This is a genomic window from Paraburkholderia sp. 2C (assembly GCF_054589215.1).
Genome location: NZ_BAAILL010000045.1, coordinates 323,335 through 344,381, shown reverse-complemented (window position 1 = coordinate 344,381; position 21,047 = coordinate 323,335). Strand labels below are relative to the sequence as shown.

Annotated in this window: 19 protein-coding genes and 2 pseudogenes; 17 read left to right on the top strand and 4 right to left on the bottom strand. The window is 64.0% G+C overall.

The features are described 5' to 3' along the window. From mtnA to ACYPXD_RS23420, 10 genes are all read left to right on the top strand, one after another. A complete protein-coding gene (gene mtnA, locus ACYPXD_RS23465; RefSeq protein WP_459716600.1) occupies positions 1–1,074 on the top strand; it encodes an S-methyl-5-thioribose-1-phosphate isomerase in 1,074 nt (357 codons plus the stop codon). Continuing rightward, positions 1,071–1,823, top strand: a complete 753-nt coding sequence (locus ACYPXD_RS23460) for a class II aldolase/adducin family protein (protein ID WP_459716597.1) — start codon at positions 1,071–1,073, stop codon at positions 1,821–1,823. The genes mtnA and ACYPXD_RS23460 overlap by 4 nt, the downstream gene beginning before the upstream one ends. Before the next feature lie 131 nt (positions 1,824–1,954). Then, positions 1,955–3,079, top strand: a complete 1,125-nt coding sequence (locus ACYPXD_RS23455; protein ID WP_459716594.1) for a sugar ABC transporter substrate-binding protein — start codon at positions 1,955–1,957, stop codon at positions 3,077–3,079. 118 nt (positions 3,080–3,197) lie between these two features. Continuing rightward, the gene (locus tag ACYPXD_RS23450) at positions 3,198–4,751 is read left to right on the top strand and encodes a sugar ABC transporter ATP-binding protein (protein WP_459716590.1); all 1,554 of its coding nucleotides are present in this window, start codon (positions 3,198–3,200) and stop codon (positions 4,749–4,751) included. Beyond that, on the top strand, positions 4,748–5,749 hold the full coding sequence (locus tag ACYPXD_RS23445; protein WP_459716587.1) for an ABC transporter permease: 1,002 nt from the start codon (positions 4,748–4,750) through the stop codon (positions 5,747–5,749). The genes ACYPXD_RS23450 and ACYPXD_RS23445 overlap by 4 nt, the downstream gene beginning before the upstream one ends. A gap of 41 nt (positions 5,750–5,790) precedes the next feature. Next, positions 5,791–6,801, top strand: a complete 1,011-nt coding sequence (locus tag ACYPXD_RS23440; protein WP_459716584.1) for a dihydroxyacetone kinase subunit DhaK — start codon at positions 5,791–5,793, stop codon at positions 6,799–6,801. A gap of 66 nt (positions 6,802–6,867) precedes the next feature. Next, the gene (locus tag ACYPXD_RS23435; protein ID WP_459716580.1) at positions 6,868–7,497 is read left to right on the top strand and encodes a DAK2 domain-containing protein; all 630 of its coding nucleotides are present in this window, start codon (positions 6,868–6,870) and stop codon (positions 7,495–7,497) included. A gap of 260 nt (positions 7,498–7,757) precedes the next feature. Beyond that, positions 7,758–9,083, top strand: a complete 1,326-nt coding sequence (locus ACYPXD_RS23430; RefSeq protein WP_459716577.1) for a chloride channel protein — start codon at positions 7,758–7,760, stop codon at positions 9,081–9,083. A 71-nt stretch (positions 9,084–9,154) separates the two neighbouring features. Then, positions 9,155–9,475, top strand: a complete 321-nt coding sequence (locus ACYPXD_RS23425; protein WP_459716575.1) for a hypothetical protein — start codon at positions 9,155–9,157, stop codon at positions 9,473–9,475. Between the two features lie 32 nt (positions 9,476–9,507). Beyond that, positions 9,508–10,065, top strand: coding sequence for a cupin domain-containing protein (locus tag ACYPXD_RS23420; RefSeq protein WP_459716573.1), 558 nt, complete (start codon positions 9,508–9,510; stop codon positions 10,063–10,065). Between the two features lie 30 nt (positions 10,066–10,095). Here ACYPXD_RS23420 and ACYPXD_RS23415 read toward each other — a convergent pair whose 3' ends face one another. After that, on the bottom strand, positions 10,096–10,368 hold the full coding sequence (locus ACYPXD_RS23415; protein WP_459716570.1) for a hypothetical protein: 273 nt from the start codon (positions 10,366–10,368) through the stop codon (positions 10,096–10,098). Between the two features lie 286 nt (positions 10,369–10,654). Here ACYPXD_RS23415 and ACYPXD_RS23410 point away from each other — a divergent pair, with 286 nt between their 5' ends. The 3 genes from ACYPXD_RS23410 to ACYPXD_RS23400 all read left to right on the top strand — a co-directional run bounded on the left by ACYPXD_RS23410 (position 10,655) and on the right by ACYPXD_RS23400 (position 13,595). Then, positions 10,655–11,146, top strand: a complete 492-nt coding sequence (locus ACYPXD_RS23410) for an MgtC/SapB family protein (RefSeq protein WP_459716567.1) — start codon at positions 10,655–10,657, stop codon at positions 11,144–11,146. A gap of 80 nt (positions 11,147–11,226) precedes the next feature. Next, on the top strand, positions 11,227–12,906 hold the full coding sequence (locus ACYPXD_RS23405) for an acyl-CoA synthetase (protein WP_459716564.1): 1,680 nt from the start codon (positions 11,227–11,229) through the stop codon (positions 12,904–12,906). Positions 12,907–13,100: 194 nt separating this feature from the next. Then, positions 13,101–13,595, top strand: a complete 495-nt coding sequence (locus ACYPXD_RS23400) for an Lrp/AsnC family transcriptional regulator (protein ID WP_075157521.1) — start codon at positions 13,101–13,103, stop codon at positions 13,593–13,595. A gap of 109 nt (positions 13,596–13,704) precedes the next feature. Here the strand turns inward: ACYPXD_RS23400 and ACYPXD_RS23395 are convergent, their stop codons facing one another. Together ACYPXD_RS23395 and ACYPXD_RS23390 are read right to left on the bottom strand one after the other, a co-directional pair. Next, positions 13,705–14,412: a TetR/AcrR family transcriptional regulator gene (locus tag ACYPXD_RS23395; RefSeq protein ID WP_459716560.1), complete on the bottom strand. Its 708-nt coding sequence runs from the start codon at positions 14,410–14,412 to the stop codon at positions 13,705–13,707. 170 nt (positions 14,413–14,582) lie between these two features. Beyond that, positions 14,583–14,969, bottom strand: a pseudogene (locus ACYPXD_RS23390) (SgcJ/EcaC family oxidoreductase). 235 nt (positions 14,970–15,204) lie between these two features. Here ACYPXD_RS23390 and ACYPXD_RS23385 point away from each other — a divergent pair. Both ACYPXD_RS23385 and ACYPXD_RS23380 read left to right on the top strand, forming a co-directional pair. Next, positions 15,205–15,873, top strand: a complete 669-nt coding sequence (locus tag ACYPXD_RS23385) for a TetR/AcrR family transcriptional regulator (RefSeq protein ID WP_459716557.1) — start codon at positions 15,205–15,207, stop codon at positions 15,871–15,873. A 236-nt stretch (positions 15,874–16,109) separates the two neighbouring features. Then, positions 16,110–16,313, top strand: coding sequence for a hypothetical protein (locus ACYPXD_RS23380; RefSeq protein WP_459716554.1), 204 nt, complete (start codon positions 16,110–16,112; stop codon positions 16,311–16,313). 186 nt (positions 16,314–16,499) lie between these two features. Here the strand turns inward: ACYPXD_RS23380 and ACYPXD_RS23375 are convergent, their stop codons facing one another. Continuing rightward, positions 16,500–16,661, bottom strand: a complete 162-nt coding sequence (locus tag ACYPXD_RS23375) for a DUF1328 domain-containing protein (protein ID WP_133649474.1) — start codon at positions 16,659–16,661, stop codon at positions 16,500–16,502. 638 nt (positions 16,662–17,299) lie between these two features. Here ACYPXD_RS23375 and ACYPXD_RS23370 point away from each other — a divergent pair. Together ACYPXD_RS23370 and ACYPXD_RS23365 are read left to right on the top strand one after the other, a co-directional pair. After that, on the top strand, positions 17,300–20,128 hold the full coding sequence (locus ACYPXD_RS23370; RefSeq protein ID WP_459716757.1) for a sugar ABC transporter: 2,829 nt from the start codon (positions 17,300–17,302) through the stop codon (positions 20,126–20,128). Continuing rightward, positions 20,121–21,047: pseudogene (locus ACYPXD_RS23365) on the top strand (tetratricopeptide repeat protein); the annotation flags it as partial. The gene ACYPXD_RS23370 and the pseudogene ACYPXD_RS23365, both read left to right, overlap by 8 nt.

The following is a 21,047-nucleotide window of genomic DNA, read 5'->3' as shown; positions in this document are numbered from 1 at the left end:
ATGGTTTCGCCGTCGCTTTTCCCGAACCTGCCGGCCACGCTCGCGTGGGACGACGACAGTCTGCGGATTCTCGATCAGACCCGCTTGCCGGCTGAGACGGTGGTCGAGACGTTGAGCACCGCACAGGATGTCTGGCGTGCGATTCATGAATTGCGCGTGCGCGGCGCGCCCGCCATTGGTGTGGCGGCCGCATATGGCTTATGCGTCGCGGTGCAGCGCGTGCGGCATCGGCCGCTCGATGCATTTCGCGCCGCATTGAAAGAGCAGGCCGCCTATCTCGACAGCGCGCGTCCGACCGCAGTCAACCTCAGCTGGAGCCTGAAGCGCATGCTGCGCGCGGCCGACCGCGCGCCCGCCACCGATACGCCCTCGCTCTATCGCGCGCTGGTCGAAGAGGCGACGCGCATCCATCACGAAGACGAAGCGCTATGCGAAGGCATCGGCCGGCACGGCTTGCCGCTCATCACCACCGGTTGCGGCGTGCTCACACACTGCAACGCAGGGGCGCTTGCCACGACCGGTCTTGGCACCGCGACCGCGCCGATCTACACCGCGCAGCGCGAAGGTATCGCGTTTCGCGTCTACGCGGACGAAACGCGGCCGTTGCTGCAGGGCGCGCGCTTGACGGCATACGAACTGCAACAGGCCGGCGTCGACGTCACCTTGATTACCGACAGCATGGCCGCATCGTTGATGGCGCAACGATTGATCGATGTCGTGATAGTCGGCGCGGACCGCGTGGCCGCGAATGGCGACTTCGCGAACAAGATCGGCACGCTGAGCGTCGCGCTTGCCGCGCGCTATTTCAACGTGCCGTTCTACGTCGCCTGTCCGTCGTCGACGCTCGATTTCCAGACGCCGACCGGCCGCGGCATCGTCATCGAAGAGCGTCGCGACAGCGAAGTCACGCATCTGGGCGGCAAGCCGATTGCGCCTGCGGGAATCAAGGTTCGTAACCCTGCATTCGACGTGACGCCGCACGATCTCGTGACGGGTTACCTCACCGAACGCGGCATCGTCCGCACCCCGTTCGAGGCGAATCTCGCGGCGCTTTTCGGAGGAGCCGCGGCATGAGCGACACAATCGGTGCAAGCGGCTCAAGCGGCGCCAGAGCGGGCAACCATCCCTCCGGCGCGCGGAATGCGCAAAGCGCGCAAGAAGCCGCATTGCGCGCCGACATCGTGCATACCGCTCGCGAAATGGAGCGCCTCGGCATCAATCAGGGCACGTCCGGCAATATCAGCGCGCGCCTCAACGAAGGCTTGCTGATTACGCCGAGCGGCGTGCCCGCAGGCGCACTCACCGCCGAGGCAATCGTGTGGCTGCCATTCGATGTCGAGGCCGACGCGCCGATTTTCGCGCAAAGCCGTCCTTCGACCGAATGGCGCTTTCATCGCGACATCCTGCGCGCGCGCAGCGAAACCGGCGCGGTCGTGCACACGCATTCGAGCGCGGCCACCGCGATTGCGATTCACGGCAGGGACATTCCCGCGCATCACTACATGGTGGCGGCCGCGGGCGGCAACTCGATCCGCTGCGCACCGTACGCGACCTTCGGCAGCCAGGCGCTGTCCGACTATGCGCTCGAAGCGCTGAAAGACCGCACCGCATGTCTGCTCGCGCATCACGGCGTGATCGCACTCGGCCGCGATCTGGCAAAGGCGCTGTGGCTCGCGAACGAAGTGGAAGTGCTTGCGAAGCAGTATCTGCTCGCGAGTCAGCTCGGGCCGCCGCCGGTGCTGTCCGACGACGAAATCGCCGAGGTGGTGAAGAAATTCAGCAACTATGGTTTGCGCCGCGCAAGCGGTAGCGACGGGTCCTGACGCGCATCGCACGATGCGCGTCACGGGCCTCGGGTCTTGCATCGCAGTTTCGTTTTGCCGCAGTTTCGTTGCACCAACGCCAGACCGGATGTGCCGGTACGGCGCACACAACTTGAACAATGGAGACACTCATGGCCTGGAGCGCAGGAAGATTCGATCGCTGGACCTCATTCGGCCCGTCGGCCGCGGCCGTACTGCTTTGCACCGCCGCCGTCCTGAGCGGCTGTTCGAAAAACGAGTCGTCGTCGGGCAGTAACGCCGCCAGCGACACGAGCGCCAGCGCGCCCGCCGCGGCCAGCGCGGCGCCGGCCGCGTCCGCGTCGGGTGGCGGCGAGAACGGCGGCAAGACGAAGATCGGCTTCTCCGTCTCGACGCTGAACAATGCGTTCTTTGTGGGCCTGAAACTCGGCGTCGAGAAGGGCGCGAAAACCGAAGGCTTCGAACTCGTGCAAACCAATGCGAACGGCGATGCGCAGCAGCAGGTCAACGATGCGATCAATCTGCTGAGCCAGGGCGTCACCGCGCTGGTGCTGAATCCGATCGATTCCAAGGCGATCATTCCCGCGGTGCAGAAGGCGAACCAGATGGGCGTGCCGGTCTTCACGCTCGATCGCGGCTCCGATGGCGGCAAGGTCACGTCGTTCGTCGCATCGGATAACGTCGCGCTGGGCCAGACGGCGGCGAAGTGGATTGCCGATCAACTGAAGGCGCGTTACGGCTCGCCGAAGGGCAATGTGGTCGATCTGATCGGCCTCGTCGGCACGACGGCCGCAACGGACCGCGAAAAGGGCTTTAGCGATGAAATCGCGAAGTATCCGGACATCAAGGTCGTCGCGCGTCAGGAGGGCGGCTTCGATCAGGAAAAATCGTTGAACGCGATGACCAACATCCTGCAGAAATTCCCGCAGATCGATGCCGTGTTCGGCGCCAACGACGACAACACCGTCGGCGCCGAAAAGGCGATCGACAACGCGGGCCGCTACAAGCCGCTCGGCGACAAGGAGCACATCATGGTGATCGGCGCGGACGGCACCGCCCAGGCGCTGTCCGCGATTCGCGCCGGCAAGCAGGACGCGACGATCTCGCAGAACCCGATCCAGATGGCCGCGAAATCGCTGAGCTTCATTGCGGATTACGTCGCGAAGAAGGACGTGCCGGCGAATTACGCGTGGCCGACGCTTCTGATCGACAAGGCGAATATCGATTCTGACGAAGTGAAGAAGTACGGTTTGTGGTCGCTCGAAGTCAGCCAGTAAGCGGCGGGATCGATATGGCGCGGGCGTCGCGCCGCAGTCCCTCGCGACCCGATGCGACGCACGCGCTTCCTTGCACGCTCCGCTTTAACGCATGCATTGAAGCAGGACGGAATCATCCATGAATGCCGAAATGAGTTCGCAGCAGGAGGCCGCCGCCCGCGCCGAAGGGCGCCTGGGCGGCGCGCCGCCGTTGCTGCATATGGAAGGCATCGTCAAGAGCTTTCCCGGTGTCAAGGCGCTGCGCGGCGTGAGCCTCTCGCTGCATGCAGGGCATGTGATGGCGATTGTCGGCGAGAACGGCGCGGGCAAATCGTCGCTGATCAAGACGCTGTCCGGCGCCTACGAGCCGGACGAAGGCACGATCGAGATCAATGGCGTGGCGCTTGCGCGCGGCACGCATGCGGCCATCGATGCGGGCGTCGCGGTGATCTATCAGGAGCTGTCGCTCGTCAACGATATGACGGTGGCCGAAAACCTGTTTCTCGGCCGTATGCCGGCAAGCGGCGGTTTCGTGAACCGCCGTGCCGCCGAACGGCGCGCACGCGAGGCGCTCGCGCAAGTCGGGCTCGATAACGTAGCGCCCTCGATGCGGCTCGGCGATCTGCCGCTCAACCGGCGGCAGCTCGTCGAAGTCGCGAAGGCGCTGGCGCGCGACGCGCGCATACTCGTGATGGACGAGCCGACCGCCGCGCTGCAGCACGACGATATCGCGAACCTGTATCGCGTCGTGCGGCGGCTGCGCGAAGCGGGCATGGGCATCATCTTTATTTCGCACCATCTGGAAGAGGTGTTCGAGCTTGCGGACTCGGCCGTCGTGATGCGCGACGGCGCCACCGTCGACGCACGGCCGATGTCGCAATGGACCGAACAGGACCTCGTGCAGGCGATGGTCGCGCGCAACCTCGATTCGTTCTATCCGTGGGAGCCGCGCGAATACGGGCCCGTCGTGCTCGAGGTGCGCGACGTCGCGAGCCCGCCCGTCGTGCGGCACGCGAGCTTTTCCGTGCGCGCCGGCGAAATCGTCGGCATCGCGGGCATTGCGGGCGCCGGCCGCACCGAGTTGCTGAAGGCGATTTTCGGCGCGCAGAAGGTGACCGAAGGCGAAATTCACGTGCGCGGCCGCAAGGTCGATATTCATTCGCCGACCGCCGGCGTCGGCGCGGGTCTTGTCTATACCGCCGAAGACCGCAAGCTCGAAGGGCTCGTGCTCGATGCGAGCATCGAAGAAAACGTCGCCCTATCGAGCCTTAAAGCACTTGCCACAGGCGGTTTCGTGAGCAGCGCAAGCAAACGCAAGCTCGCACAGGAGGCCAGCGCGCGCTTCGCGGTGCGCGCGCCGTCGGTCGCCGCGATCACCGGCAATCTGTCCGGCGGAAACCAGCAGAAAGTGATTCTCGGCCGCGCCACCGCAACCGGTCCCGCAGTGATCATGCTCGACGAGCCGACGCGCGGCATCGACGTCGGCGCGAAAACCGAGATCTACGCGCACATGATCGCGATGGCGCGCGCGGGCGCCGCGGTCGTGATGGTCAGTTCCGAATTGCCGGAGCTGCTTGGCATGTCCGACCGCGTGCTGGTGATGTACCGCGGCCGTATCGTCACTGAATTGCCGCGCGACGAGGCCGATTCGGAGACGGTGATCCAATGGGCGACGACAGGAGTAGGCGCATGAATTCGACGGCAGCAAAAGAAGCCGATTCGCAGGCGTGGTCGACACGCGTGATCCGGCAATTGCGCAGCGGCATCGGGCCGCTGTTCGCGGCACTGGTGATTATCTGCATCGTGTTGTCGTTCGCGTCGCCGGAGTTTCTGACGACGAGCACGCTGACCAACATCATGGTGCAGGTGTCGGTGGTCGGCATCGCGGCGGTCGGCGGCACCTTCGTCATCATCACGTCGGGCATCGATCTGTCGGTCGGCTCGCTCGTCGCGTTGACGGGCATGGTGGCCGCAACCTTCATGGCCGGCTCGCCGCCGGATGCGCTCGGCCTCGGTCTGGCGGGCCTCGTGATCGCGCTTGCGGTGGGCGCGGGCGTGGGCGCGCTGAACGGCTTTGCGGTCGCGTGGCTGCGGCTCGTGCCGTTTATCGTCACGCTCGCGATGATGGCGATGGCGCGCGGTCTCACGCTCGCGATTTCCGACGGCCGCACCAAGTTCGATTTTCCGAACGCGTTCACCGTGTTCGGCGCGAAGTCGATCGCCGGTTTGCCGATGCCGATGCTCGTGATGCTCGTCGTGTTCGTGATCGGCCATGTGCTGTTGAGGAAGACGACCTTCGGCCATCAGGTGTTCGCGGTCGGCGGCAATCGCGAAGCGGCGCGTCTGGCCGGTATTCCGGTGCAGCGCGTGATGTTCATTACGTATGCGCTCGCCGGCCTGACCGCGGCGATCGCCGGCATCGTGCTGGCCGGGCGCCTGAATTCCGCGCTGCCTTCCGCCGCGAATGGGCTCGAACTGCAGGTGATCGCGGGCATCGTGATCGGCGGCACCTCGCTCGCGGGCGGCCGTGGCTCGATTGTCGGCACCTTTATCGGCGTCGTGCTGATCGGCGTGATCAACGTCGGGCTCTCGCTGCTCGGCGTGAACCCGTTCTGGACGCAATTCATTCAAGGCGGCGTGATTTTCGCCGCGGTGATGCTCGATGCGCTGAGCCAGCGCCGCAAGAACTGAATCCCTTTTCTTTTCAGGCAAACCAATCTCTGGAGAAACGCGTGAAAAAGATCATCAATCAGCCGGACCGATTCGTCGACGAAATCATCGAGTCGCTGTTTGTCGCTCACCCGGGCTGGATCAAGCCCGCCACCGACGATCACCGCGCGCTCGTGCGCGCCGATGCGCCGCGAGCCGGGCACGTCGGCATCGTGACGGGCGGCGGGTCCGGCCATCTGCCGGGCTTTCTCGGCTATGTGGGGCAGGGGTTGTGCAGCGGCGTCGCGGTCGGCAATGTGTTTTCGTCGCCGTCGTCGGAGCAGATTTTCGAAGCGACCAAAGCCGTGAACGGCGGTGCAGGCGTGCTCTATGTGTACGGCAATTACGGCGGCGACGTGCTCAACTTCGATCTCGCGGCGGATCTCGCCGAAGCGGAAGGCATCGACGTGAAGACGGTGGTGCTGACCGACGATGTCGCGTCGGCGCCGCGCGAGCGCGCGAGCGACCGGCGCGGCGTCGCGGGCATGGTGTTCGCGTTCAAGTGCGGCGGCGCGGCCGCCGAACGCGGCGATTCGCTCGAAGACGTCGCGCGCATCACGGCAAAGGCAAACGACGCGTGCCGCACGATGGGCGTCGGCTTGTCGCCGACCATTCTGCCGGCCGCCGGCAAGCCGACCTTCACGCTGCCCGAAGGCCAGATGGAAATCGGCATCGGCATTCATGGCGAACCGGGCACGCATCGCGGCGCGCTGGAAACGGCCGATGCGATTGCGGACCGGCTCGCCGGCGAAATCCTGCGTGACCTCGCGGCGCCGAAAGGCACGCGCGTCGCGGTGCTGGTCAATGGCCTTGGTGCCACGCCGCTCGAAGAGCTGTATTTGTTGTATCGGCGCACGGCGAAAAATATCGCGGACCAGGGGCTTACGATTGCACGCTCGTACGTCGGCGAATACGTCACAAGCCTCGAGATGGCCGGCGCATCGATCACCGTGATGAAGCTCGACGACGAACTTGAAGCCTTGCTCGCGGCGCCCGCGCGTTCGCCGTTCTTTCGCGACTGGATGTTGAGCTGATCGCGTGTGATGGTAATCAAGCGGCAATCAGGGCATCTCGTTGAACCGGAGTGAGGAGCGATTCACATGACCGTTTCCAGCAATGAAATACGCGAGCGCGTAAGCCGCGCGCTCGATGCGCTGTCGGCGCATACCGACGAATTGCGCGACCTCGACGCGGCGCTCGGCGATGGCGACCTCGGCATCACTGTGCAGTCGGGTTCGAAGGCGGTGGTCGCGGCGTGGGCCGCGCTGCCCGCCGATGCGTCGGCGTCCGACCTGTTGCTCGCCGCGGGCAAGGCGTTTTCAACCGCGAATCCGTCGACGTTTGCCGCGCTGGTCGGCGGCGGTTTGCTTGCGGCGGCAAAGACCGTCACAGGAAAACAGGCACTTGAAAAAGCCGACGCGCTCGCCATCGGCCGCGCGATTGCGGCGCGCATTACCGAACGCGGCAAGAGCAAGGTCGGCGACAAGACCGTGCTCGATGCGCTCGTGCCGAGCCTCGATGTGCTTGAAGCATCGCCGAGCGACGCGGCCGCCTTGCTCGATGCGATGATCGGCAAGGCGAAGGAGCAGATCGACGCGACGGCCGCGCTGCAATCGCAGAAGGGCCGCGCCGCGTGGGTTCAGGAGCGCAGCATCGGGCATCCTGATCCGGGTGCGACTGCGTATCTGAGGTTTCTCGAGAAGCTGCGTCATGCGTTCGCGGCGGCTTGATGGAGGCAATGCGCTTGTAGCGGCGAGTGAAGGGCCGCGTGCGGGCTGAGTGCGGGTTGCATTCCGGCAGTGCGGTTCTGAAACGGCGAAGCGCTCGCTTCGCGTAGCTTTGCAAGACTGATGGCGACGCAGAGGCGCGCGGCATATCGGCCGCGCGCGCCGCTGCAGCGGGCACATGAATAGTCCAGGCAGCGATTTGATTCATCAGCATGTAAATCCTATAGTGCTCGGGTCGCTCAAGCCTTTCAGGAACCTCCTTCATGCCTTCCGAAACCGTCCGCGCGCCTTCGCAGCCGCCGCGTTCCGGCCGCGCCGCGGTGCGGCTCGCGGTGGCGACGGTCGCGACCGGCATCGGCGCGGGGCTCGGCGGCGCGCTGCTCGCGCTGCTGCTGCACGGCATCCAGCATGTCGCGTACGGCTACAGCCTCGACAAGCTCGTCGATACGCAAACCTTTCTGCAGGGTGTGACCGATGCGTCGCCGCTGCGTCGTGTGATCGTCATGTTTGTGTGCGGCGTGATCGCGGGGTTCGGCTGGTGGGCGCTGCATCGTTTCGGGCGGCCGCTCGTCAGCATCGCGAAGACGCTCGCCTCATCCGATGCGCCGATGCCTGCTCGCACGACGCTCGTGCATGTGCTGCTGCAAATCGTCACGGTCGCGCTCGGTTCGCCGCTTGGCCGCGAGACCGCGCCGCGCGAACTCGGCGCGGTGATCTCCGGCTGGCTTGCGAAGCTCGCGCGGCTCACGCCCGCCGAGGTTCGTCTGCTGATCGCATGCGGTGCGGGGGCGGGGCTGGCGGCGGTCTATAACGTGCCGCTCGGCGGCGCGGTGTTCGTGCTCGAAGTGCTGCTCGTCACGTTGAATGTAACGGCGGTGGCGATGGCGCTCGCCGCTTCGGTGATCGCCGCGCTTATCGCGCGTCTCGGTCTCGGCAACGCACCGCTTTACGTCGTGCCCGAGCTCACCGACAGCACGAGCCTGATTATCTGGGCTGTGATCGTCGGACCGGTTCTCGGCGTGGCCGCCTACGGCTTCAGTTGGGCCGCGAAGAAGGCAGGCGCGGCGGCCCCGCGCGGCGGCTGGCGCCTGGCCGTATTCTGCATGCTGAACTTCACGGCGGTCGGCGCGCTCGCCATCTACTTTCCGCAATTGCTCGGCAACGGCAAAAGCGCCGCGCAACTCGGCTTCGACACCCATCTGACCATTGGGCTCGCCGCCGCGCTGCTCGCGCTCAGAGTAGCGGTGACGATCAGCAGCCTGCGCGTGGGCGCGTATGGCGGTGTGCTGACGCCGAGCCTCGCGATCGGCTCGCTCGCCGGCATCGTGCTGGGCAGCGTGTGCGGCCTGTTCGGCATCGGTTTGCCCACCGGCGCGTTTGCGCTGGTCGGCGCGACCGCGTTTCTCGCGTCATCGATGAATATGCCGATCAGCGCAGTCGTGCTGATCGCGGAGTTCACCCATATGCGCTATGCGATGCTCGTGCCGATCGTGCTCGCCGTTGCCGGGTCGATTGCCGCCAGCCGGTTATGCAAGATGCTTGCGCGCAAGCCGCGGCAAGGCGCGCCCACACAAGGCGCGTCGGTATAACGCCGGTCGTCGCTTGCGCCGGGTACGCCCGTTGCTGCGTCGTGTGCTCAGCAGTGTTCATGGAGCGCACGATGGCCACGACCAGACCCGGCACCGGCGAAGACAGCACGGCGCCGTTCGATCCTTCTGAAGAGTCGCCGACTGAAACATCGAAGCCGATCGGCGATGCGATTCCTACGCCGGTCGAACCCGGCCTCAATCAGCCGCTGCCTGAAAAGAGCGAGTCGCCCGCGAAACACGATCAGGCAAATTCTGCCGATCCCGCAGACCCCGCCGATGCCGCCGACCCGTTGGGCGAACCGGACCCGCCGAAAGGCGTGCCCGCGCCCGGACCCTCCGACTTTGCGCTGCGCGAAATCGTCGGGAACCGGACCCGCGCCGGTACTGCCTGACCGGTAACGATCACGATCGCTGGAGGCAACCCATGCATGCGGACCCCGCCATCCGAGCCGATGCAACGAAACTCGCTGTCGAAGTATTCAAGCTGGCGCCTCACGACTGGGTGCCGAACAATCGCAAGCTACCGGTAGTCGTGTACCGCAATGCGCTGCAAGCCGACACGGGTAGCGACGCGGAAGAGCGCGCCGCCGCGATCGAAGCGCTGTTCGATGAACATCAGTGGCCGGCGCGCTGGCGCGACAGCATCTTCGACTATCACCATTTCCATTCGACCGCGCACGAAGTGCTCGCCATCGTGTCCGGGGAAGCCGATGTGATTCTCGGCGGGCCGCGCGGCCGGGTGCTGCACGTGCGTGCCGGCGATGTGATGTTGCTGCCCGCGGGCACCGGTCACTGCCGGCAATCGGCAAGCGGCCGGTTCAGCGTGGTCGGGGCGTACCCGGCAGGACAGCAGTGGGACATTCGCCGCGAGGCGCTGACGCGCGAAGAATGCGCGAAGATGGAGGCGTTGCCGTTTCCGCCGTGCGATCCGGTGCTGGGCCGAACCGGACCGTTGATCGATTACTGGTTGCGCGCCGGCTGAGCATAAAGCGGACAACGACGGCGTCGCGCGTCAGAAGCATTCGAACGTGATTTCGATGGACTCGTTGTCGACGCCGCGCACACCGATCGTATGCACCGAGATCGCGTGCATACGCTTGTTCTGCTCGCGGCAGTACGTATTCGCGTGCTTCAATCCCGCATTGCGGATGCTGTTCCATGACGCAAAACTGTTGCGCGCACGGCTCGTGATAATCAACGAGCCATTCGGCCGCACTTCCACATTCGATACCGCCGTACAGGCAGTCAGCACGCTCACCCCAGCGAGCAGCAGACGTCTCTTCATGTTCCTCCCGAAGTGCGCGCATTGTGAGGGCGCGGCGGCCCCGACGGCAATAGGTACAAAGACCCGGTTCGGCCATCCGTCGACAATGTTTGACAACGGCGTTGCCGCTTTGCATGCGGCAGCGTGCGGCAGATCGTTGCGCGTCCGTTCGCAGCCGTCATCATACTGGCATCGGATCGCACCCCGGTTCCAGCCTCACACGACCGGTGTCGCGCAGCCATGATGCCGGCCCGCGGATCGACGCGGCCCATGCGCCTGTTTTCTGTAGTCAGTAAGGAGAACCAATATGAACGGCTGGATGCAGGAGGTCTGGGCTGTCGTGCAGCGCGAGTTCTCCGATCTCAACGATGTGTCGAGCATCACTCAGCTTGTCATACGGCTGTGCGTCGCGCTCGCGCTCGGCGGCATGCTTGGCTTCGAGCGTGAACTGGCCGGCCGCGATGCCGGGTTGCGCACGCATATGCTCGTCTCGACCGGCTCCGCGCTTTTTGTGCTCGTGCCGTTGCAGGCCGGTTTTGCGCAGGACGACATGAGCCGCGTGCTGCAAGGGCTGGTGTCGGGCATTGGCTTTCTCGGCGCCGGCGCGATCATCAAGCTAAGCGCCGAGCGCGAAGTGCGCGGACTCACGACCGCGGCGAGCCTGTGGTTTGCCGCCGGCGTCGGCGTCGCGGCCGGGCTCGGGCGCGAGGCGACCGCGATTCTTAGCACCGTGATCGCGCTTCTGATCCTCGCGGGCTTGCGAACGTTGAAGCCGTCGGCAGGGCAGACCAACAAGTGAGCGTATCGTAAGGATGTGCGGCGTAAGATCGCTGGAACACGCTCCGATCAAACTTCAGGCGAACAATATTCGGAGGCTTCATGCTGAATCGTTTCGACGGCTACGAGGAGACATCGTCGCGTTTCGAATGGCGCATTCCCGCGCAGTACAACATCGGCGTCGATGCGTGCGACAAGTGGGCCGATGGCAGCGGGCGTCTCGCGATTGTCCAGCAGTCGCAGGACGGCCGCATCGAGCGTTATACGTTCGATGTACTGAAGCGCTGGACCGACGGCTTCGCCCATGCATTGCGGCGCGACGGCGTGCGAAAGGGAGACCGGGTCGGCATCTTTCTGTCGCAGTCGGTCGAGACGGCGATCGCGCATCTGGCCGTCTATAAGTGCGGTGCGATTGCCGTGCCATTGTTTGCGCTGTTCGGCCCCGACGCGCTGCAGTATCGCCTCGCCGATAGCGGCGCGGCCGCGCTCGTCACCGACTTGGCCGGCCTGCGGAAGATAGCGCCGTTGCGCGAGTCGCTGCCTGAACTTCGCACGGTTTATTGCGTCGATGAAGACGGCCGCGACAGCGCGTCTGGTGCTGCATCGAGCGGCGTGCGCCCGTTCTGGGACGCGCTGAATTCGAGTTCCGAAGCGTTCGACGTGCCGCCCACCTCGGCTGACGACCCGGCCGTGATCATCTACACGTCGGGCACCACCGGCAAGCCGAAGGGCGCGCTGCACGCCCATCGGGTGCTGCCCGGACATCTGCCTGGCGTAGAGATGTCGCAAGGGTTCTTTCCGGACGGCGCAGAGCTGATGTGGACGCCCGCCGACTGGGCGTGGATCGGCGGCCTCTTCGACGTGCTGCTGCCGTCGTTGCATCACGGTGTCGCCGTGCTCGCGCGGCGTTTCGAGAAGTTCGATGCGCGGGCGGCCTTCGATCTGATGCAGCGGCACGCCGTCACGCACGCGTTCGTGCCGCCGACCGCGCTCGAAATGATGCGCACCGTCGAGCATCCGGAGCGCTGGCGCCTCGCGTTGCGTGCGGTTGCAAGCGGCGGCGAATCGCTCGGCGCGGAGTTGATCGAATGGGGTAAGCGCGCGCTCGGCGTGACCATCAACGAGTTTTACGGGCAGACCGAGTGCAATGTCGTGCTGTCGTCGTGCGCGACGCTTTTCGCGCCGCGCGCGGGCTCGATCGGCAAGGCGGTGCCCGGCCATCAGGTCGCGATTATCGACCAAACCGGCAAGGCGGTCCCCGCCGGCACGCAAGGCGATATCGCCGTGCGCGTGCCCGACCCTGTGATGTTCCTCGGCTATTGGCGCAACGATGCGGCGACGCGCGACAAATTTCGCGGCGAGTGGCTCGTGACCGGCGATACCGGCATTGCGGACGACGAAGGGTTCATTCGCTTCGTCGGCCGCGACGACGATGTCATTACCAGTGCGTCATACCGGATAGGCCCCGCGCCGATCGAAGACTGCCTGTTGCGGCATCCGGCGGTGCGCATGGCTGCCGTGGTGGGCACGCCGGACCCGCAACGCACCGAGACGGTCACCGCATTCGTCGTGCTCAACGGCAGCTATGCGCCCGACGATGCATTGCGCGCCGACTTGCAGCAGCACGTAAAGACCAGACTCGCCGCTCACGAATATCCGCGCATCATTCATTTTGTCGGCGATCTGCCGTTAACGGCGACAGGCAAAGTGATCCGGCGCGAACTACGCGAATACGCGGCGCGCGCGGCATTAGCAACTTTGCGAGACAACAATGTTCTGTAAAGCGCGGATATTTGATTGAAGCCATACAAAGTGTCGACATATTGTGGGCATCATTTTTTCACTTGAGCTATACTCAACCCCGCGCAGCTGGTAAATTCGGCTCGTTGGGCGGAGTTCATTAAAAAGATGTAGATGTTTGCATTTTTAACTTGACTAAAGCTCAACCAGCCTCTGATTTGTTCAGGTGAGGCTAGATGACTTCAGGGACCGATAAGGATCGCAAAAAATCGTGTGCGGGAACGACACTGGACGCTACTGACCGCAAACTATTGGCGTTGTTATCGGAAGACGCACGCCTCACGTACGCCGAACTCGGCAAACGCCTTCATCTATCCGCGCCTGCGGTACACGAACGAGCGAAGCGCTTGCGCCAGGATGGCGTCGTCAAGGCAACCGTCGTGACGATGGATGCCGCAAAACTTGGACGGCCCTTACTTGCATTCGTGCATGTCGATACGACGAGCTGGATGGTGACCCGCCAGTTGCTGCAGCTCGAAGAGTTGCCCGATATCGAAGAGATTCACACCGTCACCGGCGAAAGCGCAATGCTCCTGAAGGTTCGCACGCGCGACACGCAAAGTCTTGAACGTTTGCTCGAGCGCATTCATTCAATTGAAGGCTTTGCCGGAACGCGAAGCTATATTGCGTTGACCACCTATCTCGAACGCGGCCCGAGCCCGTGCGTGTGAGCGTGCCCTGGCGCGCGCCTGCACGCCGCGCGATCCGCGTGACGCCTCTTTCATCTCCCTTTGCCTGTGCGGCGACCATCATTCGCCGCGCAGCGCCTTTCCCGCCGCGTTATTGATCGATATGTTTGAGCGACGCGGCGACGTCCTCGCGGAACCGGCGAAGGCGGCGTAATTCGTCGCCATTCGGCGCGATCGCCTTCATGATGAGCCGGGTGACTTCCGATGCGATAGCGGGGATGTCCGGAGCACGGTCGGCTTCGATATTGCGCCACAGGATGTGTTCCATCATACCGAACAGCATGTCGCGCACAATCGATAAGCGGATTTCCGGGTCGATCTCGCCGGCTGTTTGCGCGTCACGCAACGCGACCATGAAGCTCGCCAGGTAGCGGCGTTTCAGATCGGCAAGATCTTCGGCGAACTCGCCGTGCACCGTGCGCCCTTCGCTAAGAATGAGCGCGCAAAAACCTTTCGTATCTTGCATCAGGTAATTGAGGTGCCGCGTGACCACGTAGTCGATCTTGTTGCGCAGGCCTTCGGTGCGCGGAAAGTCCTCTTCCATTTGCGCGGTGATCATCGTGTACCAGGTGTAGAGCAGTTCCTGGCAAAGCTCACGCTTGCTGCCGAAGTACGTGAAGATCGTCGCCTCGGAGATGTTGAGCCGGCGCGCGATCTCCGCGGTCGTGCCGCGGTCGAAGCCCTGCTCGCCGAATACAACTTGAGCCGTATTCAGAATGTCGATTACGCGTTGTTCCGAACGTGCGCCAAGAATCTTCGCAGCCAGTTTGGGGCTGGTGAATTTAGGCGATAGAACCACGAAACCCCCTGAGGATCGAGATTTGATTATTACTCAGGTTCGCGGAATGCTGCAAGTCCCAAACAAAACGTTATAAGGCATTCGGCATACGGTGCCACACGAAGTTAGACGATTGTGACTTTCTTCGCATTACGCGGTCCGCGCGATTCGGCCATGCGCAGGGCTTTTTCTTACGATCGGATGACCATCAGGTTCGCGTCTCTTGCGAGCACCCACTTGCCATCCGGTTCCTTGCGCAAAATGGTCAGCGTATAACCTGCGCGGCGCACGGATTGCGTCGTGCCGGGCGGTGTCATCGTCACGTCAAGATAATTGCGTATGAAGGCCCAGTCGCTCAGCACCTGTCATTCTTCGATATTGCCTTTCGCTTCGAAATGGGCCGGTTTGAAGCTTTCGGCACTGGCCATGAAAGCTGTTTTGCCGAATGGTTTTTCGCCCGGCACCATAAAAACGGCGTCCTCGGCCATCAGGTTCGACACCGTAGCGAAATCGCCCGCTCGCGTGGCGGCAAGCCACGTATCCACGACGTCGCGAATCGCGCGTTCATCGTCAGTCATTTGTCTTCCTCTATTCATTTCGTAAGGGTTTTCGAATTACTGTCCTCCGGTCCTCCCTGAGTTGAGTTGGCGTTTAAGTCGATTTCCCAATCGGCGCCGATGGGAAGATGGAATGAAGAAATGAAGGGTCTTTAAGCTGCGCTATTCGCCCAGGACGTTGCGGATATTACACAGTGCCTGCTGAAAGCCGTTGCCAACTCAACTAAGATAGCCATGTCCCGATATAGGAGTCCCTTTGTCCAACTCGTCTTCGGAACGACGTCGGCCGAAGCAGGCCAGGGCGTCATTCGCACTCGACAGCATTCTCGAAGCCGCTGCGCGCACTCTCGAAGCACATGGCAAATCAGGACTGACCACTCAGCGCGTGGCCGACGCCGCGGGCTTCAGCATCGGCGCGCTCTATCAGTATTTCCCGAACAAGGAGGGCCTCGTCGAAGCGCTTGCGCGGCGTGAGCTGGACCGCCTTATCGAACTGATGAGCAACGCGCTCGTCGACACCGCGCCGTTCGGCACCGGCATCAATGCGCGCCGCATGATACGCGCCATGGCCGCATTTATCGGCGACAGGCCGCGTCTCTATGGCATCTTGCGCGCCGAGTGGGGCGACGCCGCGCCCGACTCGCCGATCGGCGCAGGCATGCAGCGCTACTTCCGGATGATTTCGGACACGTTGCATAACGAGAATCCAGAACTCGGCAAGCGCATCGCGGCCGACGAAGCGCGCTTCGTACTGTTTCGCGCGATCTCGGGGGTGTTGCTCGCAACGGCGCTCGAGCGGCCCCAATACCTTGGCACGCGCAGGTTCGAGGACGAAATGGTGCGGCTCATTCTCGGTTTCATCAGCCACGATTTGCCGCCAGGGGGTGTGCCAGTGACCGATGGGGTATCGCCCGATGTCTCCTGATTTCGCCGATGCGTGGGGCATATAAGGCCCACGGCATTTGCGCGGAAGGCTAAGTTCTGAGGAATCCTCGCATACTGTGCGAGCCTCTTGCCCGACCTTTTGTGACGATGTCATATTGTCGGTCCGCGGACGGGCCCATGGCCTGTTCAACTCTCCACTCGAACAAGAAAGCTTGTGTCGGACGCCCGGCGGTCGAATAGCTGTCAAAAAACGCCAGGCGGTCACGGGGGAAGGCCATGAATCATTACCAGCTGGAAACGGATATCCAGCACCTCGAGCAGGTGCTCACCCGTATCTCGGCGAATGATCGGATTCCGCTTTCATACTGGCGCAAGCGCGTGGAGAGCGTCATCTCCGCTGCCTCTGTGCCGTCGCAACGCCGTCGGGTAAAAAAGCTTAACGAAGCGTTGCTGGCACTCGAAGCGCGAGCCCAGTCGTAAAGTCCTCAGCTGGAAGGCCGGGTTCGACGGCCAATCTGCGCCGTCGGTGCAGCCCGTTTGCTATCCGAATTATTCGCGTCTGGACTGATATGACGTACCGGCGCGGCGGCAACAATTTCAATTGCATTCGCAAGAGTTGCAATTTTTGCGGCCGCGCGCGCCGGGGCGCGCCTGGCGTCGTGCGCGTCAACGCCTGACGACGCCCATCAGCAGCGTCACGAGGAAGATCACGATAAAGATAAAGAACAGTACCTTCGCGATTTCCGCGGCGCCAGCCGCTATACCGCCGAAGCCGAACACGGCCGCGATGATGGCAATCACGAAGAAGATGGCAGCGTATCGAAGCATGAGTCCCTCCATCGTTGAGTAGCTGAATGGTCTGAGCAATTCGCATTGCGGCACGAGCGCAGGCACTGCGCGGCAGCCGCCGCCTCCACCGGAGCAACAGCCGTGCCTATTGCGCCCGGAATTTTCCGCGCAGTTTGCCGATATTTCCACCGAATTTTCAGACAGTAAAAAAGAAGCATGCAGCAAATGCGTTTTTATGCAGAAATTCTGTTTAACGTTTGCGCGGCTTTATCGATAAGGGCTATTGATCAATCAGATGTTTCATTCGGTAGTTTTTGCCCGGTTTATTTCGACAAAAGAGCTTTTCTTTGTGCGGCAACGCACGCTAAAATGCGCGCCGATTCAGGGAATAGCGCTTCGTGAAGTCCGTTCGTTGCTGGTCTGCGATTCACCGTGGAAATAGCTGCTTCGCAGAGAAGAAAACCGGTGCGTTGGAATCCGATTCAGGAAGTCGCATAAGCCGTCGATAAGCAGGTAATTCGATGGTCCGGTTAAAAGCAATAAGCGAACGGACAGCCATCATGTCAACGGAGTCAAGGACGGGGGCGGCGAAGCCGCTATCGGCGGGCGTGCGCCGGTTTTTTTCGGCATTTGCGGTGCGGCATACCGCGTGCGTCTGGGCGACGCTCGCCGTCGTCATGCTCGGCGCGGGCGCCATGTCGCAGCGCGGCGCGCAAGCCCAGACCTATCCGCAGGCTCCCAGCATTCAGGACACCGCCGCGCCTGGCTCCCCAGCGCCGGTCAACCTCGCACCAGGCGGCCACGCGCCGAACGTCGCCTTCTTCGACGGCGCGCGTCCGCCCGTCGATCTGTTGCAGGCCTTCGATGCCGTGGTGATCGACCCGGCAAGCGGCTTCGATCCCGCCGCGCATCCGCTCGCGCATACGGTGTGGATCGCGCGCACGCACGCTGCGGGCGGCGACGCATCGTCGTTCGTCTCGCAGCAGATCGAGCCGCTGTGGCAGCGCGGCTATCGTGGTTTCCTGCTCGACACGCCCACCGCGATTGCCGCGATCGACGCGATTCGCACGGCGCATGCCGACGCGCGTCTGATCGTCGGCGGCGACGACGCGCTAGCGGCCGCGCTGCCGCACGCCGCAGCGCTCTATGCCGTGGTCGGCGCCTCGCTCGTGCGCGGTCCCGCACCGGGCGCCGGCATGCGCACGCTCGACGTCCCGGCCGACGAGCGGGCCGCGCGCAGTCGCGCCGCGCGTGCGTTCATGCAGCGCACCGGCGTGCCGGTCATCTCGATCGAATCATGTCCCGGCGACGATCGCGCCTGCGCGCGTGCGACTGCCGCGCAGGTCGTGGCGAGCGGCATCACGCCGTATGTGACGAACGTTTCGCGCAACGTGGTCGGTATCGGCGCGATCGAGGTGCTGCCGCGCCGTGTGCTGATCGTGCAGGATCGCGCCGAAGATCTGCCGCTCGACGAAACGCCGGGCGTGCGCGATGTCGCGACGCCGCTCAACTATCTGGGCTACGACGTCGCATACGCGAATATCAACGAGGGCTTGCCCGACGATGTGACGCCGGACCGTTATGCGGGCGTCGTCGTCTGGCTCGAAGGCGATGAAGCGCGCGACACCGCCGCGTGGCGCAGATGGCTCGATGCGCGCATCGCGTCGCATGTGCCGGTTGCGTTTATCGGCCAGTTCGGTTTCGACGCGGCCGAAGACGAAGGCCCGGCGCTCGATCTCGTGCCGGTTGCGGGGCCGTTCACGGAACCGGTCAGTGTCGTGTCGCGCGATCCCATCATCGGCTTCGAGACGGACCCGAAAGTCGGTCCGCGCGATCTGACGGGCGTGCGCGTCGGTGCGGCGAGCCGGTCGCTGCTGCGCGTGAAGTCCGGCGAAGCGACGCTCGATCCGGTCGCGATCACGCCGTGGGGCGGTTACGCGTTGAGCCCGTACACCGTCGTTTCGCTGAACGGCATCGGCCAGGAGCGCTGGGCGATCCAGCCGATCCAATTCTTCGCCGACGCGCTGCGGCTCACGCCGATGCCGGCGCCTAGCGTCACGACCGAAAATGGCCGGCGTCTTTTCATGACGCACGTCGATGGCGACGGCTTTGCGTCGCGAGCGGAATTTCCCGGCGCCGATTACTCGGGCGAAGCGCTCTACGAACAGATCTTCACGCGCTACAAGGTGCCGATGACGCTGTCGGTGATCGAAGGCGAGGTCGGTCCGAAAGGCCTGTATCCGCAGATCTCGCCGCGCCTCGAAGAGATCGCGCGCAAGATGTTCGCGCTGCCGTATGTCGAGATCGGCACGCACACGTATTCGCATCCGTTCGAATGGGAGAACGTCGATGCGCAAACCGGCGAGCGGATCGACCGCGGCGGCGGCGACACCGCGTTCTCGCTGAACATTCCGAACTACAAGTTCAATATCGACCGCGAGATCACGGGCTCGATCGACTACATCAATTCGCGCCTCGCGCCGCCCGGCAAGAAGACGGTCGTGCTGCAGTGGCCAGGCAACTGCGAGCCGCCGGCGATCGTCGTGCGCAAGGTGTATGCGGCGGGCGTCGACAATATCAACGGCGGCGACACGGTCATCACGAAGAGCGCGAACAGCTGGACGAATATCGCGCCGATCGGCGTGGCGAAAGGGCCGGGCGCTTATCAGGTGTATGCGCCCAATCAGGACGAGAACGTTTATACGAACGACTGGCTGGGCCCGTTCTACGGCTTCACGCGCGTGCTCGAAACGTTCGACATGACCGACCGGCCGCTGCGCTTCAAGCCGATCGACATCTACTACCACATGTACAGCGGCACGAAGATCGCATCGCTGCGTGCGCTCGACCAGATCTTTGCCGCGGTGTTGAAGCAACCGGTGCTGCCGGTGAAGATCACCGATTACACGCATAAGGTGCTCGACTGGCGCACGTTCGCGGTGGCGCGTGAAGTGCGCGCGGCGAGTGAGAAAAATGCGGCGGAAAACGCGGCGGGGAGCACGTGGATCGTGCGCGGCAACGGCGAAGTGCGCGAGTTGCACTGGCCGGGCACGAATGCGCCCGACCTGCGCGCATCGCGCGGCGTAACCGGTTACACGGCCGGCCCGGACGGCACATATATCCACATTGCCGACGGCGCCGCGCGCGTTGCATTCGCCACGCCCTTGCGCGAGGCGGTTGCAATGCAGGCCCCGGCGGCTCCGGCCGCGGGCGCGGCGGCGACCCGCCCGCCGGCCCCGGCCGCCTCTTCGAACACCATGCCTTATATCTCGCAGGCCAACGGCTTCGTGCGCGACTTCAAGCGCGACGGCCGCGGCATGTCGTTCGCGTTCGGCGGTTATTACCAGCCGTTCGTCGAGCTTGCGGACGCGCAGCGCTGCAGCGTCAGCGTGGCGGGCCGCCCGGTCGCGGCGAAGCGCGACGGCACGAAGCTGCGTTTCGATACGGCGCCCGCCGCCGGTCTGAACATCGACTATCAGCCCGTCGAGGTTGCTTGCAATGGCTAATCCGACGGCGAATGTGGAAACCCAAACGGCCGGTTCCGCGGCGCAGAAGCGCCCGCGCATCGTGTCGACGTGGCTCGTGCTGACGCTGGCCGCCGTCGTGCTTGCAACCCTGTACGCGGTGGCGCCGCGCGGCGGCATGCGTCAGCGCATCGCGTCGGTCGGCGCGCCGAGCGATCTCTCCGTCGCCTATCTCGAAGCGTGGTCGCGCGTGCAGCCGGACAACGAAGAGTTCCTGTCGCTGCTCGGCGCGCAGTATCTGTATCTGGGTCGCGCGGATGATGCGGAGCGCGTTGCCGCACGCATGGATGCCCTGCATGGCGACGACATGCGCCGCGCCGCAACGATGCTGCGTCTCGGCGTTGCCGAGCAGCGCACGTTCGCGCTTGTCGAAACCGATCCGCGCCGGGCGGCCTCGCTCGAGGACCTGCGCGCGAAGCTGGCAGCGGCCGCAAACGGGCAATGGGCGCCGCGCGATCTCGAATGGCTCGCGCAGCGCGCGGCGGCGGCCGGATTGCCGCAGGTCGCACTGGATCTTTATGCGCAGCTGTCGGCGCACGATCCGAAAGGCCGCAACGAGTGGGACACGCAGATCACGCGCTACGCGCTGCAGGTCGGCGACTACCACGCGGCCGCCGACGCGTGGTTCCGCAAACAGGACGCCGCACGGACGCGCGACGAAGCGCGCCGCTGTTTTATCGCGGGCATCCGCACGCTGCAGTCGGGCAATCTGCTCGACGACGCGCTGACGGCGGCGGACGCGCATCTCGGCACGCTCGCCAACGATCCGGCGACGCTGATCGTCTTGCTGAACCTTGCACGCGCGGCGAACCGGCCCGAGGTGGTCGATCGTTATGCGCGGATGCTGGCCCGCTACGCGCAGGCGCAGCCCGATGAACCGCACGCGCCCCACGCACTGACA

Excerpts from the sequence above, each read along its gene's own strand:
- ACYPXD_RS23400 (WP_075157521.1), top strand. The coding sequence starts at position 13,101 with ATGACTTCAGGGACCGATAAGGATCGCAAAAAATCGTGTGCGGGAACG.
- ACYPXD_RS23455 (WP_459716594.1), top strand. The coding sequence starts at position 1,955 with ATGGCCTGGAGCGCAGGAAGATTCGATCGCTGGACCTCATTCGGCCCG.
- ACYPXD_RS23445 (WP_459716587.1), top strand. The coding sequence starts at position 4,748 with ATGAATTCGACGGCAGCAAAAGAAGCCGATTCGCAGGCGTGGTCGACA.
- ACYPXD_RS23380 (WP_459716554.1), top strand. The coding sequence starts at position 16,110 with ATGAATCATTACCAGCTGGAAACGGATATCCAGCACCTCGAGCAGGTG.
- ACYPXD_RS23460 (WP_459716597.1), top strand. The coding sequence starts at position 1,071 with ATGAGCGACACAATCGGTGCAAGCGGCTCAAGCGGCGCCAGAGCGGGC.
- ACYPXD_RS23410 (WP_459716567.1), top strand. The coding sequence starts at position 10,655 with ATGAACGGCTGGATGCAGGAGGTCTGGGCTGTCGTGCAGCGCGAGTTC.
- ACYPXD_RS23375 (WP_133649474.1), bottom strand. The coding sequence starts at position 16,661 with ATGCTTCGATACGCTGCCATCTTCTTCGTGATTGCCATCATCGCGGCC.
- ACYPXD_RS23430 (WP_459716577.1), top strand. The coding sequence starts at position 7,758 with ATGCCTTCCGAAACCGTCCGCGCGCCTTCGCAGCCGCCGCGTTCCGGC.
- ACYPXD_RS23415 (WP_459716570.1), bottom strand. The coding sequence starts at position 10,368 with ATGAAGAGACGTCTGCTGCTCGCTGGGGTGAGCGTGCTGACTGCCTGT.
- mtnA (WP_459716600.1), top strand. The coding sequence starts at position 1 with ATGGTTTCGCCGTCGCTTTTCCCGAACCTGCCGGCCACGCTCGCGTGG.
- ACYPXD_RS23370 (WP_459716757.1), top strand. The coding sequence starts at position 17,300 with ATGCTCGGCGCGGGCGCCATGTCGCAGCGCGGCGCGCAAGCCCAGACC.
- ACYPXD_RS23450 (WP_459716590.1), top strand. The coding sequence starts at position 3,198 with ATGAATGCCGAAATGAGTTCGCAGCAGGAGGCCGCCGCCCGCGCCGAA.
- ACYPXD_RS23435 (WP_459716580.1), top strand. The coding sequence starts at position 6,868 with ATGACCGTTTCCAGCAATGAAATACGCGAGCGCGTAAGCCGCGCGCTC.
- ACYPXD_RS23420 (WP_459716573.1), top strand. The coding sequence starts at position 9,508 with ATGCATGCGGACCCCGCCATCCGAGCCGATGCAACGAAACTCGCTGTC.
- ACYPXD_RS23405 (WP_459716564.1), top strand. The coding sequence starts at position 11,227 with ATGCTGAATCGTTTCGACGGCTACGAGGAGACATCGTCGCGTTTCGAA.
- ACYPXD_RS23425 (WP_459716575.1), top strand. The coding sequence starts at position 9,155 with ATGGCCACGACCAGACCCGGCACCGGCGAAGACAGCACGGCGCCGTTC.